Raw genomic sequence first — 18,469 nt, 5'->3', positions numbered from 1 at the left:
GGGCTTCGATCGGGCTTCTGCTAAAATCCGGGGTCCATGTCGCGTACCTCATACCCCGCCCCGCCGCTGCCGCGCGCCGGCCAGCTCCGCGCCTGGTGGCGCGCCCCCGCATCGCCGACCGCCCTGGCCTGGTATCTGGCCCAGGCCGCGCGTGCGCACGACGCCCCGCTGCTGGTGATCGCCCGTGACAACCACGGAGCCAACCAGCTTGAAGCCGACCTGCAGACCCTGCTCGGCGGCGATCCGGCCCTGCCGGTGGTGGCCTTCCCGGACTGGGAAACCCTGCCCTACGACCGCTTCAGCCCGCATCCGGACATCATTTCGCAGCGCCTGTCCGCCCTGCACCGCCTGCCCACGCTGAAGCGCGGCCTGGTGATCGTGCCGGTGCAGACCCTGCTGCAGCAGCTGGCCCCGCGCAGCTACGTGATCGGTGGCAGCTTCGACCTGAAGGTCGGCCAGCGCCTGGATCTGGAAGCCGAGAAGCGTCGCCTGGAAAGTGCTGGTTACCGCAACGTCCCGCAGGTGATGGACCCGGGTGACTTCGCCGTGCGCGGCGGCCTGCTCGATGTGTTCCCGATGGGCGCCGACGAGCCGCTGCGGGTGGAGCTGCTGGACGAGGACATCGACTCGATCCGTGCCTTCGACCCGGAAAGCCAGCGCTCGCTCGACAAGGTCGAGGCGGTGCACATGCTGCCGGGCCGCGAAGTACCGATGGACGAAGCCAGCATCGCCCGCGTGCTGGCCACGCTGCGCGAACGCTTCGATGTCGATACCCGGCGCAGCGCGCTGTACCAGGATCTGAAGTCCGGGCTGGCCCCGGCCGGCGTCGAGTACTACCTGCCGCTGTTCTTCGAACGCACCGCGACCCTGTTCGACTACCTGCCCGACGGCAGCCTGCCGGTGGTCTGCGCCGGTGCCGGCGAAGCCGCCGAGGCGTTCTGGGCGCAGACCGGCGAGCGTTACGAGCAGCGCCGCCACGATGTGGAACGGCCGCTGCTGCCGCCGTCGGCGCTGTATCTGTCGCCGGAACTACTGCGCGAGCGTCTGAACGATGCCCCGCGCATCGAAGTGTGGTCGGCTGACCACGCGCGCATCGCCGATGCCCATGCGTTGGGCGACCAGCCGCTGCCGCCGCTGCCGGTGGCCGCGCGCGAGGCCCCCACTGGCGACGCGCTGAAATCCTTCCTCGGCCATTATCCGGGCCGGGTGCTGATTGCCGCCGATTCGCCCGGGCGTCGCGAGGCGCTGCTGGAAGTGTTGCAGGCCGCCGAGCTGAAGCCGCCGGTGGTGGCCGACTTGCCCAGCTTCCTCGCCGACGATGCGCGCTTCGCGATCGCGGTGGCGCCGCTGGAGGATGGCTTCGCACTGGACGATCCGCGCATCGCGGTGCTGACCGAGCGCCAGCTGTTCCCCGAGCGCGCCGGCAGCACCCGCCGCACGCGCCGTGCCGGCCGCGAGCCGGAAGCGATCATCCGCGACCTCGGTGAACTGACCGAGGGTGCGCCGATCGTGCACGAGGACCATGGCGTCGGCCGCTACCGCGGCCTGATTGCGATGGACGTCGGCGGCATGCCCGGCGAGTTCCTGGAAATCGAATACGCCAAGGGCGACCGCCTGTATGTGCCGGTCGCCCAGCTGCACCTGATCAGCCGCTACTCCGGTGCTTCGGCGGAAACCGCGCCGCTGCATTCGCTGGGCGGCGAACAGTGGAGCAAGGCCAAGCGCAAGGCCGCCGAGAAGGTGCGCGACGTGGCTGCAGAGCTGCTGGAGATCCAGGCCCGCCGCCAGGCCCGTGCTGGCCTGGCGCTGCAGGTAGACCGCGCGATGTACGAACCGTTCGCGGCCGGTTTCCCGTTCGAGGAAACCCCGGACCAGCTGGCCGCGATCGACGCCACCCTGCGCGACCTGGCCAGCAGCCAGCCGATGGACCGCGTGGTCTGCGGCGACGTAGGCTTCGGCAAGACCGAGGTGGCGGTGCGTGCGGCATTCGCCGCCGCCAGTGCCGGCAAGCAGGTGGCCGTGCTGGTGCCGACCACGCTGCTGGCCGAACAGCATTACCGCAACTTCCGCGACCGCTTCGCCGATTACCCGCTGAAGGTCGAGGTGCTGTCGCGCTTCAAGAGCACCAAGGAGATCAAGGCCGAGCTGGAAAAGGTCGCTGCCGGCACCATCGACGTCATCGTCGGTACCCATCGCCTGCTGCAGCCGGACGTGAAGTTCAAGGACCTGAGCATGGTCATCGTCGACGAGGAGCAGCGTTTCGGCGTACGCCAGAAGGAAGCACTGAAGGCGCTGCGCGCCAACGTGCACCTGCTCACACTGACCGCCACGCCGATTCCGCGCACGCTGAACATGGCCATGGCCGGCCTGCGCGACCTGTCGATCATCGCCACGCCGCCGCCGAACCGGCTGGCGGTGCAGACCTTCATCACCCAGTGGGACAATGCGCTGCTGCGCGAAGCCTTCCAGCGCGAGCTGGCGCGTGGTGGCCAGCTGTACTTCCTGCACAACGACGTGGAAAGCATCGGCCGCATGCAGCGCGAGCTGTCCGAGCTGGTGCCGGAGGCGCGCATCGGCATCGCCCACGGGCAGATGCCCGAGCGCGAGCTGGAAAAGGTGATGCTTGATTTCCAGAAGCAGCGCTTCAACGTACTGCTGTCGACCACGATCATCGAATCGGGCATCGACATCCCCAACGCCAACACCATCATCATCAACCGCGCCGACCGCTTCGGCCTGGCCCAGCTGCACCAGCTGCGTGGCCGCGTCGGTCGTTCGCACCACCGCGCCTACGCCTACCTGGTGGCGCCCGACCGCCGCTCGATCACCCCGGATGCGGAAAAGCGCCTGGAAGCGATCGCGTCGATGGACGAGCTCGGTGCCGGCTTCACCCTGGCCACGCACGATCTGGAAATCCGCGGTGCCGGTGAACTGCTGGGCGAGGACCAGAGCGGGCAGATGGCCGAGGTCGGCTTCAGCCTCTACACCGAGCTGCTGGAGCGCGCGGTGCGCAGCATCAAGCAGGGCAAACTGCCCGACCTGGATGCCGGCGAGGAAGTGCGCGGTGCCGAGGTCGAGCTGCATGTGCCGGCGCTGATTCCGGAAGACTACCTGCCGGACGTGCACACCCGCCTGACCCTGTACAAGCGCATTTCCAGCGCGCGCGACAGTGATGCGCTGCGCGAACTGCAGGTGGAGATGATCGACCGCTTCGGCCTGCTGCCGGATGCGGCCAAGCACCTGTTCGCCATCGCCGAGCTGAAGCTGAAGGCCAATACGCTGGGCATCCGCAAGCTGGACCTGGGCGAGAACGGTGGCCGCATCGTGTTCGAGTCCAAGCCGAACATCGATCCGATGGCGGTGATCCAGCTGATCCAGAAACAACCCAATCTCTACGCCATGGAAGGGCCTGACAAGCTGCGCATCAAGCACCCGCTGCCGTTGCCGGAAGACCGCTTCAATGCGGCCCGCGCCCTTCTGACCACCCTCGCCCCGGGTTGATCGCCCCCGAATACCCCGCACCGGTCCCCACCCGGTGCGGGCGGATGACCATGTTTCCTGACGCCGTACCCGCCCCCGACCTGCTGCACGCGCAGGCCTGCCTGATCGATGCCCTCTCGATGTCGCTGCAGATGCGCGACGCCTACACCCGCCACCACTGCGATCGCGTCGGACTGCTCGCGCAGCGCCTGGCCGCACGCTGCGATCTCGACGATGAAGCCTGCGCGCAGATCGGCCTGGCCGCCCGTTTCCACGACATCGGCAAGATCGGCATTCCCGACGATGTGCTGCTGGCCCCGCGCCGGCATACCGACGAGGAGCGCGCGATCATGCGCGAGCATCCGGTGCGTGGCGAGCACATTTTCATGGCCACCGGCCGCAGCGATGCCGTACCGGTGGCACGGCTGATCCGCACCCATCACGAGGCCTTCGATGGCAGTGGCTATCCCGATGGCCTGCGCGGCGAAGACATTCCACTCGGTGCACGCATCGTCACCATCGCCGATGCCTACGACGCGATGACCAGCGTGCGTCCCTACCGCACCGCGATGGAGCACGAAAAGGTGCTGCGGATCATTGACGAGCAATCCGGCGGCCTGATCGATCCCTACGTGCTGCAGCGCTTCCATCGCATGCTGGCGCAGGAGCCGGCGCTGGCCTGAGATCCGCCGGGCATGGCCCGGCGCTACCGATCAGACAAACAAAAGGCCCGGCATTCGCCGGGCCTTCTGCATCACGCATCACGGATGATCGATTACCAGATCACCACGCGCTTGTCGTCGGCACGCACCATCGCGTCGCCGGCCTTGCACTGGAACGCAGCGGCATACGACGGCATGTTCGACGGCGCGCCGTTGGCACGGAAGTTGGCCGGCGCGTGCGGGTCGGTGTTCAGGCGGACGCGCAGCTCACCGTCGGTGAAGTTGCGGCGCCACACGGTAGCCCAGTTCATGAAGAAGCGCTGGTCCTGGCTGTGACCATCGACTTCGACATTCGCCTTCGGATCTTCCTTCAGCGCCATCTGCAACGCGTCGTAGGCCACGGTCAAGCCGCCCAGGTCGCCGATGTTCTCGCCCAGGGTCAGCTTGCCCTTCACGAACACGCCCGGCACCGATTCATAGCCATCGAACTGCGCGACCAGCTGGTCGGTACGTTCGGTGAAGGCCTTGCGGTCGGCGTCGGTCCACCAGTTGTCGAAGTTGCCGTTGGCAGCGAACTGGCTGCCCGAGTCGTCGTAGCCGTGCATCATCTCGTGGCCGATGACCGCACCGATGCCGCCGTAGTTCAGCGCCGGATCGGCCTTGGCGTCGAAGAACGGTGCCTGCAGGATCGCCGCCGGGAACACGATCTCGTTCTTGGTGGCGTTGTAGTAGGCATTGACGGTCTGCGGGGTCATGCCCCACTCGGTCTTGTCCACCGGCTTGCCGATCTTGTCCAGCATGTAGCGGTAATTGAACGCACGCGCCGCCTGCATGTTGCCCAGGTAGCTGTCGCCGTTGGTCTGCAGGCCCGCCCAGTCACGCCACTTGTCCGGGTAACCGATCTTCGGGGTGAAGCTGGCCCACTTCTCCAGGGCCTTCTTCTTGGTTTCTTCGCCCATCCACGGCAGCTGCTCCAGGCGCGCCTTCAGCGCCTGCGACAGGTTTTCCACCAGGTGCTGCATGGCCACCTTGGATTCGGCTGGGAACACGGCGTCGACGTACAGCTGGCCCAGGGCTTCGCCCATGCCACCGTTGACCGACTCCAGCACACGCTTCCAGCGCGGCTGCATTTCCTTCTGGCCACGCAGGGTGGTGCCGTAGAAATCGAAGTTGGCCTTCTCGAACTGGCTGCTCAGGTACGGCGAGGCGTCGTCGATGGTGTGGAAGCGCAGGTAGGCCTGCCAGGTGCTGGGCATGGTATCGGCCAGCATCTTGTCCATTTCACTGAAGAAGCCCGGCTGGGCCAGCGAGAACTTCTGCGCGGCCGGCACCTTCAGGGTGTCGAACAGCGCGGTCCAGCTGAAGTTCGGGGTCAGCTTGTCGGCGTCGGCGGCGCTGAGCGGGTTGTAGCGCTTGGCCGGGTCACGCATTTCGATGCGCGACATCGAGGCCTTGGCCAGGCGGGTTTCAAAGGCCATCACGGCCTTGGCCTGCTCGGCGGCCCGTGCCGCGTCCACGCCGGACAGGGTCAGCACCTGTGCGATGTAGGCCACGTAGGCATCGCGGATCTTGGCCTGCGCATCGTCGAAGTAGTAGCCCTTCTCCGGCAGGCCCAGGCCGCCCTGGCCGACGTAGGCGATGACGTTGGCCGAATCCTTGTAGTCGGCATTGGCGAACAGCGAGAACAGCACGCCCTTGCCCTCGGCCTGGCTGTCGCGCAGGTACTGGGTGATGGCGGCGGTGTCGTTCAGCGCGGTGATCTTGTCCAGCTGCGGCTGCAGCGGCGCCAGGCCGGCGGCTTCAATCTTGGCCTCGTCGTTACCGGTCTTCCAGATGTCACCGATCTTGGCTTCCACCGAGCCGGCCTTGGCCTGGCTGGCGGCGGCCTGCTGCACCAGCGTGTGCTGCACTTCCAGCGAACGCTCGCGCAGGATCTCGAAGCTGCCCCAGGTGGTCTGGTCGCCCGGCACCGGGTTGGCCTTCAGCCACTTGCTGTTGACGAAGCCATTGAGGTCGGTACAGGCCGAAATGGCCGGATCCAGGTCGGCGCTGTTGAGCGAGATCAGCGGCGTCTTGATCTGCGACAGGTCGAAGGCCGGCTTGGCGTCGGCGCTGGCCGCCGGCGCGGTTTCATTCTTGCCACAGGCCGCCAGCGAGGCAGCGATGGCGATGGTCAGGCCCAGCGGGACCAGGTTGCGGACGTTCATGAGGCTCTCCTGCAGGTAATTTCACAGGGTAGCCGGGGAGGCCTGCGGTGGGACCGGCCAAAGGTCACAGGACGCGCTTATGTAGAGTCGAGCCATGCTCGACTGCTCTCCGTTCCGGGTTTATTGTCCTTGCGGCAAGAGGCCAACAGCAGTCGAGCATGGCTCGACTCTACAAAAAGCGAAGGCCGGCTTGCGCCGGCCTTCTGTTTTATTTCGCCTTGCCCTGGTTGGCCACGGCTTCAGCGGCCTTGCGCGCTGCTTCCGGGTCGCCCAGGTAGCGGAACGACTTCACCGTCAGGTCGTCGTTCAGTTCGAACAGCAGCGGGATGCCGGTCGGGATGTTCAGCTCGAGGATTTCCTCGCGCGAGACGTTGTTGAGGTACTTGTACAGCGCGCGCAGCGAATTGCCGTGGGCGGTGACCAGCACGGTCTTGCCGTCCTTCAGCTGCGGCGCGATGGCGTCGTGCCAGTACGGCAGCACGCGGTCCAGCGTGGTGGCCAGCGATTCGGTGCCCGGCAGTGCGTTGCGGTCCAGGCCAGCGTAGCGGCGGTCATGGATCGGGTGGCCCGGATCTTCCAGGTCCATCGCCGGCGGCGGGATATCGTACGAACGACGCCACACCTTGACCTGGTCCTCGCCGTGCTTGGCCGCGGTCTCGGCCTTGTCCAAGCCCTGCAGGCCGCCGTAGTGGCGCTCGTTGAGGCGCCAGGACTTGTTCACCGGCAGCCAGTCCTGCTCCAGCTCGGCCAGCGCACCCTGCAGGGTGTGGATGGCGCGCTTGAGCACGGAGGTGTGGGCGACGTCGAACTGCAGGCCTTCCTCGCGCATCAGGCGACCGGCGGCAGCCGCTTCCCGGCGCCCCTGCTCGGTCAGGTCGACATCGACCCAGCCGGTGAAGCGGTTGTCCAGGTTCCACTGGCTCTGGCCATGGCGCAACAGTACGAGTTTACGGGTCACTGCAGGGTCTCCAACGCGAGGAAAGGCAGGCCGCCATTGTAGCCTCGGGCGCCGCTCACCGTGCCGTGGCCCCACACATGCGATGCTGCAACCAATGAATACGGTGATCGACCCCGGACGCTGGGAAGGCAGCGTCGCCGCGGCCCGCGAGCAGCAGATCCAGCTGGCCGGTCGCGTGGAACGCCAGGACCGGCTGCCACGCACGGTGCGCTGGCTGGCCGGGCTGGATGTCGGCTTCGAGGATGATGGCGCCATCACACGCGCCGCGGCGGTACTGCTGGACGCGGAGACGCTGCAGCCCGTGGCGCAGGAGATCGCGCGCATCCCCACGGTGATGCCCTATATCCCCGGCCTGCTCAGCTTCCGCGAGCTGCCGGCACTGCTGGCCGCGCTGGCGCTGCTGCCGCATACGCCGGACCTGGTGTTCGTCGATGGCCATGGCATCAGCCACCCGCGCCGGCTGGGCGTGGCCGCTCATCTCGGAGTGGTCATCGACCTGCCGAGCATCGGCGTGGCCAAGTCGAAGCTGGTGGGCAGGTTCGTCGAACCGGGCGCCGAGGCCGGTGCGCATACGCCGCTGCTGGATGGCGATGAACAGTTGGGCTGGGTGCTGCGCAGCAAGATTCGCTGCAAGCCGCTGTTCGTGGCCGGTGGCCATCGGGTCAGTGCGGATACCGCGCTGGACTGGGTACAGCGCACCCTGCGCGGGTACCGGCTGCCGGAACCGACCCGGCTGGCGGATCGGCTGGCCTCGCGACGGGACGAATGACCGCACCGGGCATCACCCGGCGCGGTCGCCATCCTCGTTCAGCGATGCACGTGGCCGCGGTGGCCCTGCGCGTCCTCGCCGTGGTCATGGCCTTCATGGCCCTCGTGCTCGCCGGCCTTGGCCGGCGCCGGCTCACCACAGGCTTCGCCGCAGTGGTCCGCTTCGATCTGCAGTGTCACGTGCTCGATGCCGAAGTCATCGTGCAGGCGCCCGCCCAGATCACGACGCAGCGCATCGGCATCGGTGCCGTCGCGCATCACGATGTGCGCGGTCAGCGCCGGGGTGCTGGAGGCCAGCGCCCACACATGCAGGTCATGCACGTCCAGTACCGCAGCGTGGCCGGACAGGCTGTCGCGCACCTTGGCCACGTCCATGCCCTTGGGCACGCCTTCCAGCAGCACGTTGATCGCCTCGCGCATCAGCACATAGGTGCGCGGCAACACCCACAGGCCGATCAGCACCGCCAGGATCGGGTCGATCGGCTTCCAGCCGGTCCACTTGATCAACAGCGCGCCAGCAATCACGGCCACCGAGCCGAGCATGTCTGCCCACACTTCCAGGTAGGCGCCCTTCACGTTGAGGCTCTCGCCGCTGCCGGCCTGCAGCAGGCGCATCGAGATCAGATTGATGACCAGGCCCGCCGCGGCAATCACCAGCATGCCCGACGAGGCAATCTCCTGCGGCTCGCGGAAACGTCCAATGGCCTCCCACAGGATATAGCCGGCAACCACGAACAGCATCGCGCCGTTGATCATCGCGCCCAGCGCTTCCAGGCGCGCATAGCCGTAGGTGCGGCGCGCGTCCGGCGGGCGCCGGCTCAGCCGCACCGCGACCAGTGCGATCATCAGCGCCAGCGCATCGGTGGCCATGTGCGCTGCGTCTGACAGCAGTGCCAGGCTGTTGGTCCAGAACGCGCCCACCACCTCGACGACGAGGAAGGTGGAGGTCAGGCCGAGTGCCCACCACAAGGGTTTCTCGTGGCGGATCTCGGATGGCAGGTGATCGTGGTCGTGGCCCATGGCAACAGCTCCTTTGCGATGGGAGGCAGGCTACGCCGGAGGGCGTTGGGAAACTATCACGGTGTTTATAACATTGCAGGCCACGCGGTCCCTCACCGGGCATGGCCCGGTGCTACCGGAGCGCGGCCGGCAACGCCAGGCCACGCCTGGCGAACGCAGCGGACCGACGTCCGCCTGCGGTCAGAACCCGAAGCGCAGGCTGGCCCAGTACGCGCGGCCCGGCTCGTTGTAGGTCGCCGCGCCGGCATCGCTGCTGTTGGCCTCGCGGAACAGGCGCTTGTCGGCCAGGTTGTTGACGCCGAAACCGAAGCTGACCGTCTCGGTCACCTTGTAGCGCGCGCTCACGCCCCAGATGTTGTACGCACCACGGTCCTGCAGCGCGATCGACGGATCGCAGGTGCCGGTGCAGCGCGGATCATTGTTGATGTTGGTGGTGGCCGGCTTCTGCTTGCCGTAGAAGGTGCCGGTCAGCAGCAGCGACAACTTGTCGGTGGCCTGCCAGTCCAGCATCGTGTTGACGGTGTACTTCGGAATCACCGACAGCGGCTGGCCGGTGCTCTTGTTCTCGTTCTCCACCATGTAGGTGAAGTTGTTGCTCCACTTCAGGCGGTTGCCCTGCTCGCCCAGCAGCGGGACCACCAGGTTGCCTTCCAGACCCTTCACGATCGCCTTGGGTGCGTTCTCCCAGCGGAAGATGCGGCCCTTGGTGTCGGCGGTCAGCCCGATCTGGTTGTACCCGGCCTGGATCTTGTCCTTGTAGTCGTTGTGGAAGTAGGTCAACGACGCTTGCCAGCCGCTCTGCGGTGCCCACTCGATACCCAGTTCCTTGTTCAGGCTGGTTTCCGCCTTCAGGTCCGAGTTGCCGCGCATGTAGCAGCCGGCGCCCAGGCTCGGCAGTGCATTCGGGCAGCCATTGCCCCGGGTGTAATACAGATAGTCCGGATTCGACTGGTACAGGTTCGGCGCCTTGAATGCATGGGCGATACCGCCCTTCACCACCCAGTCGCGGTTGATGCGGAACTGCGCGTTGAGGCTGGGGCTGGTGTTGTTGCCGAACTGACTGTGGTGGTCGAAGCGCAGGCCCGGGGTGACGATCCAGCGCTCGCCCAGGTAGATGTTGTCTTCCACGAACACGGCGGTGGTCTGCGCGTCGGACTTGCCGCGTGCGCGATCGGCCGACAGCCCCGGGATGCCGCCGCCGCTGCTGCTGGACTGGCTCATCGAGTACGGGTCGGTCAGGCGGCTGTCCAGGTATTCAAAGCCCAGCGTCCAGATGTTCTCGGCACCACCCAGCGTGGTCGGGAAACTGACTTCGCCGTCCAGCTGGTAGTTGCGCAGGCGCGAGGTCGACCAGTCGGTGCCGTTGAAGCTGCCCTCCGGGCCACCGGCCAGGCCTTCGTTGATGCGCGAGTTGTTCACCGCCTCCACTGCAGCCGTTACCCGCGAGGTCACATCACCCCAGCGGCCGCGATGGGTGATCGCGCCGGTGTTGCGGTACATGCGGTTGGTCTCGGCCTGCTGCTCGGCCAACGCCCCCAGATCGATCGGTGTCGAGGTACCGGTGGTGCTGACCGCGCGGTCGCCAGCATAGATGTTGCCCTGGCGACTGGTGCCGGCTTCGAATTCGACCACCTGGTTGGCGGTCACGTCCCAGCGCAGCAGCGCGTTGACATCGCGGTTCTTGACGCCCTCGCGACCGGCCGGCGGCACCGCGTTCGGATTCGTCGCGAAGTCACGATTGAGTTCCAGCGAATCGGCGTCGGTCTTGTTGAGATTGCCGTACAGGCGGAACGACAGGGTGTCGGTCATCGGCCCGCTCAGCTGCAGGCCGACGCGCTCGCTGCCGCCTTCGGCGCTGTGCTCGGGCACCAGGCCATACAGGTCGACCGCGCCGGTCAGGTCGCCGGTCGGGCGCTTGGTGATGATGTTGACCACGCCACCGGAAGCACCCGAGCCATAACGTGCCGCTGCAGGGCCACGCAGCACTTCGATGCGCTCGATCATTTCCGCCGGCACCCAGTTGGTATCGCCGCGGGTATTGCGCTCACCGCTGCGGCCCATGCGCACGGCATCACGCGCACCGATGCGCTTGCCGTCGACCAGGATCAGGGTGTTTTCCGGGCCCATGCCACGCAGATCGATCTGGCGGTTGTTGCCGTACTGGCCCGAGGCACTGTTGCCGGTCAGGTTGACGCCGGGCATGGTGCGCAGCAGCTCGGCGATGTCGTTGGCCGGCGGGCGCCTGGCGATGTCCTCTGCGGTGATGGTCGAGGTACCCAGGGCCTGGCGCGCGATCTGCGAGGCGGTGACGTGCACCGTGTCGATATCGGTGGCGTCGGTTTCGGCGTGGGCGGTCAGGGCGCTGCCGGCCAGCAGGGCGGCAACGGCAAGCGCCAGCGGGCGCGGCGAAAGGACAACGGCAGGGGACATGATCAGGACCTTCTGGCAGGGCTACGGGGCCTCTGGCAAAGGGCTTGAGGCAACGACGAGGGGGAGGCGGAGCAGTCCTGCAGCAGGCACCTACAGCCCGTTCCGTGCGCGCATTCTCCCATCAATGCGATTGATTCTCAAATGCGTTCACTCATTGCCGCAGCGGCGCCGATGTGGTTTGCGCACCGTGCAACCCTGCACCGCGCGTAAACTGGCCGGCTAACCCGCCATCAACCGTATGCCGCCGCGGCCGATACCCGTGGTTTGCCGTACGCAGTCAGAGATCGACGTGGAACCACCCCAATTGGACGATGCCAGCCAGCCGCTGGCCGAGGCCTGGCAGCAGTGTCTGCTGCAGGCCGGCCCTGCCGCCACCGCGCTGCTCACGGCCGCTGCTACCGATGCCCCACCCGCGCTGGCCCAGCGCTTTTACGAAGTACTGCTGCAGGACACCCGTGCGCGCCGTTTCCTGTCCCACGACCAGGTCAAGCAGCGCCTGCAGCCGGCCATGCAGCGCTGGCTGGCGCAGCTGCTGACCACTGATGCCAGCGGCATCGCCAACACCGTGGCCTCGCAGCGGATCATCGGCGACGTGCACGCCCGCGTCGGCATTCCGGTCGACCTGGTTACCCGCGGTGCGCGTGTGCTCAAGCACGAACTGTTCGTGCGCCTGCGCGACGATGCACCGGACAGCGACACCGCATTTGCCGCCATCGACTGCCTCAGCGCGATCATGGATATCGCCATGGAAGGCATGACCCTGGCCTACACCCACGCGCGCGAGCGCTCCACCCGTGCCGACGCCGCCTACCGGCTGTTCTCGCTGGTACAGAACGTCGGTACCGAACGCGAGCGCCAGCGCGCACTGCTGCTGGACTGGGAAAACGCCCTGCTCTACGCGTTGGCCGGCCACGTGCAGGCCAGCGACAACGCCAGCCTGGCTACCTCGGAGTTCGGCCTGTGGTTCACCCACAAGGGCATCCCCAGCTTCGGCGAAAGCAGCGAAACGCAGCAGGTGGGCCAGTTGATGGCCCGCATTGATGGCCACCTGCAGCGCGCGAGCGGCGATGCTCCGGCGCAGCGACTGGCGGTGCTGCCGGCCATCCGCGAGGACCTGGCCGCCATCCGCACCCTGATGACACTGCTGTTCGAGCGCATCGGCGAACTGGATGCCGGCAGCGACGCGCTGACCAACCTGCTCAACCGTCGCTTCCTGCCCACCGTGCTGCGCCGGGAAATCGAGCTGGCCACACGCAACCGCACACCATTCTCGCTGCTGCTGCTCGACCTGGATCACTTCAAGGCAATCAACGACGGCCACGGCCACGATGCCGGCGACCGCGCGTTGCAGCACGTCGCCGGCCTGCTCGGCCAGCTCACGCGCGGCAGCGACTACCTGTTCCGCTATGGCGGCGAAGAATTCGTGGTGGTACTGGTGGCTGCCAGCGAATCGCAGGCGACCGTGATCGCCGAGAGCCTGCGGCGGCAGATCGCACAGTCGCCGGTGGCACTGGCCAACGGCCAGGTGCTGGCACTGACCGCCAGCATCGGCGTGGCCGGCCACGACGGCCATCCGGACTACGAGCGGCTGATGGCCCGTGCCGACGCGGCAATGTACGAGGCCAAGCGCAGCGGCCGCAACCGCGTGGTGGTGGCCAGTGCGGACCTGCAGGAAGCGCCGGGACGGCGCGCACTGCAGCGATGACGGCAGGACAGGTAGAGTCGACCGCGGGTCGACTATCGCGCGCACCGCGGGGTTTTTCGCACGCAGGGCGAAGAGCAGTCGACTGACAGTCGACTCTACTGACAGCCGGCACTACCGATACGGCCGCCGGCCGCTGCTTTCACCGCCACCACCCACCACGCTGCCCACCAGAGCAGTGCCAGCAACGCGATGACCGCCCCCAACAGGCATACCGCCGGCCAGCCATGGCGCGCCTGCATCCACGGCCCGGCCGCTGCACCGGCACCACTGCCCACCGCATAGAACAGCATGTACAAAGCCACCAGGCGTCCATGCTGTTCAGCCGGCGCGCGCAGCAGCAATGCCTGGTTAGATACGTGCAGTGCCTGCCCACCCAGGTCGAGCACAATCACGCCCAACAGCAGCAACGACAGCGACTGCGGCAGGCCCAGCAAGGGCCACCACGCAACCAGCATCAACAACAGCGCACCGACGCTGACCGGATGCGCGAAACCACGGTCCATCCAGTGCCCTACCCGCGCCGCCAGCAGCGCACCGATCACCCCGGCCAGGCCCAGTGCACCGATGGCGGCGGTCGACCAATGCAGCGGTGGCGCCGAGAGCGGCAAGGGTGCCGCCGCCCAGAACACATTGAGGCCGGCAAACAGCAGCAGTGCCAGCGGCCCACGCTCGCGCAGCGTTCGATCGCGGCGCAGCATGGCCAGCATCGAGCCCAGCAGCTCGCGCCAGCGTGGGGGAACCGACGGCACCGGTACTGGGGGCAGGCGCCGCCACAGCAGCGCCGCCAACCCCGCCATCACCATTGCTGACAACAGGTAGACCATCTGCCAGCCAAAGGCCGCCGCCACCGTACCGGACACCACGCGCGCCAGCAGCAGGCCGATGAACACGCCGCCCTGCACCACACCGACCACGCGACCGCGCTGCTCGGGCGGTGCCAGCATGGCGGTATAGGCGATCAGGCCCTGGGTCAGCGCCGTGCCCAGCAAGCCGGCCAGCAGCATGCCCGACAACAGCCAGCCCGCCGTGCGTGACGCTGCCAGCCACAGCAGCGCCAGCACCAATGCGATCAACTGCAGCCGCAGCAGGCGTCGCCGGTCACCACGGTCCGCCAGCGGCAGCAGGCCAAGCAACGCCAGCACGCTACCGGCCTGGGTAGCAGCCAGCACCGCGCCAGCCATGGCCCGGTCCAGCGCAAAGGCGCGTGCAAGCTGATCCAGCAGCGGCTGCGCGTAATAGACGTTGGCAACGCTGGCACCTGCGGCAACCGCGAGCAGGACCAGCAGCGGGCGGGGAAGTGATATGGCACTCATGATGTGGTTGCAATTTGAAACTTGATGCAGGCTACTGCCATTGGTTTTAAACTGCAACCACATCAGAGAGGTCCACCATGCACACCGACAGCCCCTGCCCCGTCGCCCGCAGCGCCGATCTGCTCGGTGACCGTTGGGCGCTGCTGGTCATCCGTGATGCCTTCGATGGCGTCACCCGTTTCGGTGATTTCCAGCGCAGCCTCGGCGCGGCGCGCAACATCCTCAGCGACCGCCTGCGCCGGCTGGTAGAGGCCGGCGTCCTGCAGCTGCAGCCGGCCTCCGATGGATCGGCCTACCAGGAATACGTGCTCACCGCCGCTGGCCAGGAACTGTTCCCGCTGCTGGTCGCGCTGCGCCAATGGGGTGAACGCCATCGCTTCGAGGCCGGTGAAGCCCATTCACAGCTGATCGAATCGGCGACACGGCGGCCACTGCCCTACATGCAGCCGCGCGGGCGCGACGGCCAGCCACTTCAGCCCAGCGCCACCCGCGTGCGCAAGCTCAGGGACGACGGGCGCGACACCTGATTCGCCCATTCGCGCACACCGACGAACATCCGCGCCGGTTAGCATCAGACCTTTCCGCCACTGGATGCCGCCGATGTCGCGCGATCGCCCTTCCCTGCTGACCGCCCTGCTGTTGCCGCTGCTGGCCTGCGCCACAGCAACCACGCAGGCCCGCGAGGTTGCCGCGCCCGCCGACCACGTGCAGGCCGATGGCCCCTATGTGTTCCGCCAGGGCGACCAGCTGCAGGCCAAGTGGATCTGCGACGACAAGGTCGAGTCGCACACGCTTGCCACGCAGGCCGCAGGTACCGACATCGCCCCGCGCTGCGGCTACGAGCACTCGGTGCACGTGGCTGCCCCGAATGCGCCTTCGGTTTCCGTGCTGCCGGCCGTGCCGCGCATCGTTGCGCTGTCCGACATCCATGGCCAGTACGGGCTGCTGGTGCGCCTGCTGCGCGCCCACCAGGTCATCGATGCCCAGGATCGCTGGGCGCTGGGCAAGGACACGCTGGTCATCGCCGGCGATGTGTTCGACCGCGGCCCGCAGGTGACCGAGGCCTTCTGGCTGCTGTATGGCCTGCAGCTGCAGGCGGCCGCCGCCGGCGGCGCGGTGCACTTCGTGCTCGGCAACCACGAAACCATGGTGCTGTACGACGACCTGCGCTACGTCAACCCGAAGTACCTGCGCAGCGCGCAGCTGCTCGGCCGCAGCTACCCGCAGCTGTACGGTGCCGATTCGGTGATCGGGCAGTGGCTGCGCACCCGCCCGGTGCTGCTGAAGATCGGCGACACCCTGTTCCTGCACGGCGGTATTTCGCCCGAGGCAGTGCAGCTGGCGCTGGACCCGGCGCGCACCAATGCGGCCTACCAGGCGTCACTGGGCCTGCCAAAGGCCGAAGTAAAGGCCGACCCGGCCACCGCACCGCTGTATGACGGCAAGACCAGCCCGATCTGGTACCGCGGCTACTTCGATGGCCGCCTCGACACCGCGGGGGTGCAGACCGTACTCGACCGCCTGCAGCTCAAACGCATCGTGGTCGGCCACACCTCGATGCCACACGTCAGCAGCTTCCATGGCGACCGCGTGATCGCCATCGACAGCAGCATCAAGAACGGCGAGAACGGCGAACTGCTGTTCATCGAAAATGGCAGGCTCAGCCGTGGCCTGCTGGATGGCTCGCGGGTGCCGTTGGCGCCGGGTGAGCCGGGCCTGCAGGACTGAATGAAGGGACAGCGCGACGGCACCGGGCGGCGGCGGCGCGCTCCACCTTCACCCGGTTTGCGGCTACCCTCGGCAGCCGAGAGAGGCCCACCCCGTCCATCCGGTGGGCCTGACCGTTACAGGAGCCCCCGCGCATGCGCGTTCTGATTGCTGAAGACGACCCGGATATCGCCTCCGGCCTGTGCGCCTCGCTGCGCCGGCAGGGGCACGTGGTTGACCACGTCGACAACGGCGCGCACGCCGACGCGGCACTGGGCTCGGCCCAGTACGCATTGCTGGTGCTGGACCTGGGCCTGCCTCAGCTGGATGGCCGCGATGTGCTGCAGCGCCTGCGTCAGCGCGGCGATGGCCTGGCGGTGCTGGTGGTGACCGCCCGCGATGGCCTGGCCGAACGCGTGCGCGTGCTCGACCTGGGCGCCGATGACTACCTGGTCAAGCCGTTCGCGCTGGACGAATTCGAAGCACGCGTGCGTGCGCAGCTGCGGCGGGTCACCAGCAATGGCAACCCGGACCTGCGCATCGGCCGCCTGCGTATCGATCTGGCCGGGCACCGGGTGTGGATCGACGACCAGTCGCTGGAACTGACCGCGCGCGAGTTCGGCCTGCTGTCGGCACTGGCGGTACGCGCCGAGCGCATCGTGTCGCGCGCGCAACTGGTGGAAGCGCTGTGCGACTGGGGCCAGGACCTCACCGACAACGGCCTGGACATCGCCCTGCACCGCCTGCGCCGCAAGCTGCAGCCCGGCGGCATGGGCATCCGCACTGTGCGCGGGCTGGGCTACATGCTGGAAGACGCGCAGGACGACAGCGCCCCGTGATCAGTGGACCACCCAGCCTGCGTCGGCGCCTGCTCGCCTTCCTGGCGTTGCCGATGCTGGGCCTGCTCACCTTCAACACGATCCTGGCCTACTACGTTGCGCTGGACTATTCCAACCGCATCCACGACCGCAACCTGATCGACGACACGCATTCGTTCGCGCAGATGCTGAGCACCATGCCGGTGACCAGCGACCTGTCTCCGCAGGCGCGCTTCCTGATCGAGTACGACCCCGACGGCCATCGCTACTTCAACGTCGACAGCAGCCGCATGGGTACGCTCAGCGGCAATGCAGACTTCAGCCCGTACGCCCCTTCGCAGGACTGCACCGGCGTGCATCCGGCGCTGTACGACGGCAACCTCAATGGCCAGCAGGTGCGCATGGCCACCGTCTGCACGCAGGCGATGAACGATCCGCAGGACCAGCTGGCGGTGACCGTGGCCGAGAGCATGGCCGACCGCCGGCAGCGTGCGCGCGAGATCCTGATGATCATCATCCCGCTGATGACCATGCTGGCGCTGGGTACCGCAGCGCTGGTCTGGTTCGGCGTGACCTATGGCCTGCGTATCCTGACCCCGCTGAGGACCCGCCTGGCCCAGCGCCGCGGCGAACTGGCGCCGATCTCCGATGCCGACGTGCCAGAGGAGATCCAGCCACTGATCAGCACCATCGATGATCTGTTTGCCCGCCAGGCGGAAATGATCACCCTGCAGAACCGTTTCATCGCCGATGCCGCGCACCAGCTGCGTTCGCCGCTGGCGGGCATGGCCCTGCACGTGGACCAGGCGCTGGCACATGGCGACCCCGACACAGTGCGCGAGGCGCTGCAGCACATCCGCCGGCTCAACCAGCGCACCGCGCGGGTCAGCACCCAGCTGCTGGCACTGAGCCGGGCGCAGACCGTGCCCGATACCGTGGAGGCACTGGACCTGTGCGAGCTGGTACCGCAGTGGGTCGGCATGCGCGTACCGGAGGCGATCCGCGATGGCATCGATCTGGGCTACCGCGGCAGTCCCCATCCGCTGCGTGTACTGGGCAACGGCGCCATGCTGCAGGAAGCGCTGGACAACCTGATCGACAACGCCCTGCGTTATGCCGGCCGCAATGCAACCGTCACGGTGGGCGTGCACGCGCTGGACGACAATGATGTCGAACTGTATGTGGAAGACAACGGCCCTGGCGTGCCCGACGACGTGATGCCACGGCTGGGCGAGCGCTTCTTCCGGGCGCCGGGCACCGCTGCCAGCGGCACCGGCCTCGGCCTGGCCATCGCGCACGAGGCGGTGGAGCACTTCGGCGGCCGCCTGAGCTTCCTGAACCGCCCAGGTGGCGGACTGAAAGTCGCCATCACGCTGCCGCTGCTGAAGGCGCCCTGACCCG

General features: G+C 67.4%; 13 protein-coding genes. 8 read left to right on the top strand and 5 right to left on the bottom strand.

What is annotated here, in order from left to right; genetic code table 11:
- The first annotated feature begins 36 nt into the window (after positions 1–36).
- Together mfd and ABE423_RS07485 are read left to right on the top strand one after the other, a co-directional pair.
- A complete protein-coding gene (gene mfd / locus ABE423_RS07490) occupies positions 37–3,501 on the top strand; it encodes a transcription-repair coupling factor (protein ID WP_346485622.1) in 3,465 nt (1,154 codons plus the stop codon).
- Between the two features lie 44 nt (positions 3,502–3,545).
- Positions 3,546–4,163, top strand: a complete 618-nt coding sequence (locus ABE423_RS07485) for an HD domain-containing phosphohydrolase (RefSeq protein WP_046983231.1) — start codon at positions 3,546–3,548, stop codon at positions 4,161–4,163.
- Between the two features lie 92 nt (positions 4,164–4,255).
- Here the strand turns inward: ABE423_RS07485 and ABE423_RS07480 are convergent, their stop codons facing one another.
- Together ABE423_RS07480 and gpmA are read right to left on the bottom strand one after the other, a co-directional pair.
- On the bottom strand, positions 4,256–6,349 hold the full coding sequence (locus ABE423_RS07480; RefSeq protein ID WP_125894479.1) for a M13 family metallopeptidase: 2,094 nt from the start codon (positions 6,347–6,349) through the stop codon (positions 4,256–4,258).
- Positions 6,350–6,557: 208 nt separating this feature from the next.
- Complete coding sequence (gene gpmA, locus ABE423_RS07475; RefSeq protein ID WP_004150217.1) at positions 6,558–7,307, bottom strand: 2,3-diphosphoglycerate-dependent phosphoglycerate mutase; 750 nt, start codon at positions 7,305–7,307, stop codon at positions 6,558–6,560.
- A 94-nt stretch (positions 7,308–7,401) separates the two neighbouring features.
- On the opposite strand from gpmA, the gene nfi reads away from it, so the two are divergent.
- Positions 7,402–8,076 (top strand): deoxyribonuclease V, encoded by a 675-nt coding sequence (nfi, locus tag ABE423_RS07470; protein ID WP_346485619.1) that lies wholly within the window; start codon positions 7,402–7,404, stop codon positions 8,074–8,076.
- Between the two features lie 38 nt (positions 8,077–8,114).
- Here the strand turns inward: nfi and ABE423_RS07465 are convergent, their stop codons facing one another.
- Both ABE423_RS07465 and ABE423_RS07460 read right to left on the bottom strand, forming a co-directional pair.
- Positions 8,115–9,095, bottom strand: a complete 981-nt coding sequence (locus tag ABE423_RS07465; RefSeq protein WP_107432646.1) for a cation diffusion facilitator family transporter — start codon at positions 9,093–9,095, stop codon at positions 8,115–8,117.
- 180 nt (positions 9,096–9,275) lie between these two features.
- Positions 9,276–11,525: a TonB-dependent siderophore receptor gene (locus ABE423_RS07460; protein WP_346485617.1), complete on the bottom strand. Its 2,250-nt coding sequence runs from the start codon at positions 11,523–11,525 to the stop codon at positions 9,276–9,278.
- Between the two features lie 289 nt (positions 11,526–11,814).
- Here ABE423_RS07460 and ABE423_RS07455 point away from each other — a divergent pair, with 289 nt between their 5' ends.
- Positions 11,815–13,230, top strand: coding sequence for a GGDEF domain-containing protein (locus tag ABE423_RS07455; protein ID WP_125894485.1), 1,416 nt, complete (start codon positions 11,815–11,817; stop codon positions 13,228–13,230).
- A 95-nt stretch (positions 13,231–13,325) separates the two neighbouring features.
- On the opposite strand, the gene ABE423_RS07450 is transcribed toward ABE423_RS07455, so the two are convergent.
- Positions 13,326–14,543, bottom strand: coding sequence for an MFS transporter (locus ABE423_RS07450; RefSeq protein WP_180837968.1), 1,218 nt, complete (start codon positions 14,541–14,543; stop codon positions 13,326–13,328).
- Between the two features lie 77 nt (positions 14,544–14,620).
- Between ABE423_RS07450 and ABE423_RS07445 the strand changes: the two genes are divergently transcribed.
- The 4 genes from ABE423_RS07445 to ABE423_RS07430 all read left to right on the top strand — a co-directional run bounded on the left by ABE423_RS07445 (position 14,621) and on the right by ABE423_RS07430 (position 18,465).
- Complete coding sequence (locus ABE423_RS07445; protein ID WP_180837967.1) at positions 14,621–15,070, top strand: helix-turn-helix domain-containing protein; 450 nt, start codon at positions 14,621–14,623, stop codon at positions 15,068–15,070.
- Between the two features lie 73 nt (positions 15,071–15,143).
- A complete protein-coding gene (locus ABE423_RS07440) occupies positions 15,144–16,271 on the top strand; it encodes a metallophosphoesterase (protein ID WP_180837966.1) in 1,128 nt (375 codons plus the stop codon).
- Positions 16,272–16,405: 134 nt separating this feature from the next.
- Entirely contained in the window at positions 16,406–17,089 is a 684-nt protein-coding gene (locus tag ABE423_RS07435; RefSeq protein ID WP_346485614.1) for a response regulator, read from the top strand.
- Entirely contained in the window at positions 17,086–18,465 is a 1,380-nt protein-coding gene (locus tag ABE423_RS07430; RefSeq protein ID WP_005412674.1) for a sensor histidine kinase, read from the top strand. The genes ABE423_RS07435 and ABE423_RS07430 overlap by 4 nt, the downstream gene beginning before the upstream one ends.
- Positions 18,466–18,469: the final 4 nt, after the last annotated feature.

This window comes from Stenotrophomonas sp. TWI1409 (assembly GCF_039673015.1).
In the GTDB taxonomy this organism is placed as follows: Bacteria; Pseudomonadota; Gammaproteobacteria; order Xanthomonadales; family Xanthomonadaceae; genus Stenotrophomonas; species Stenotrophomonas maltophilia_A.
The sequence above is the reverse complement of the archived record's forward strand: the minus strand, read 5'-3'. Positions and strand labels throughout refer to the sequence as shown.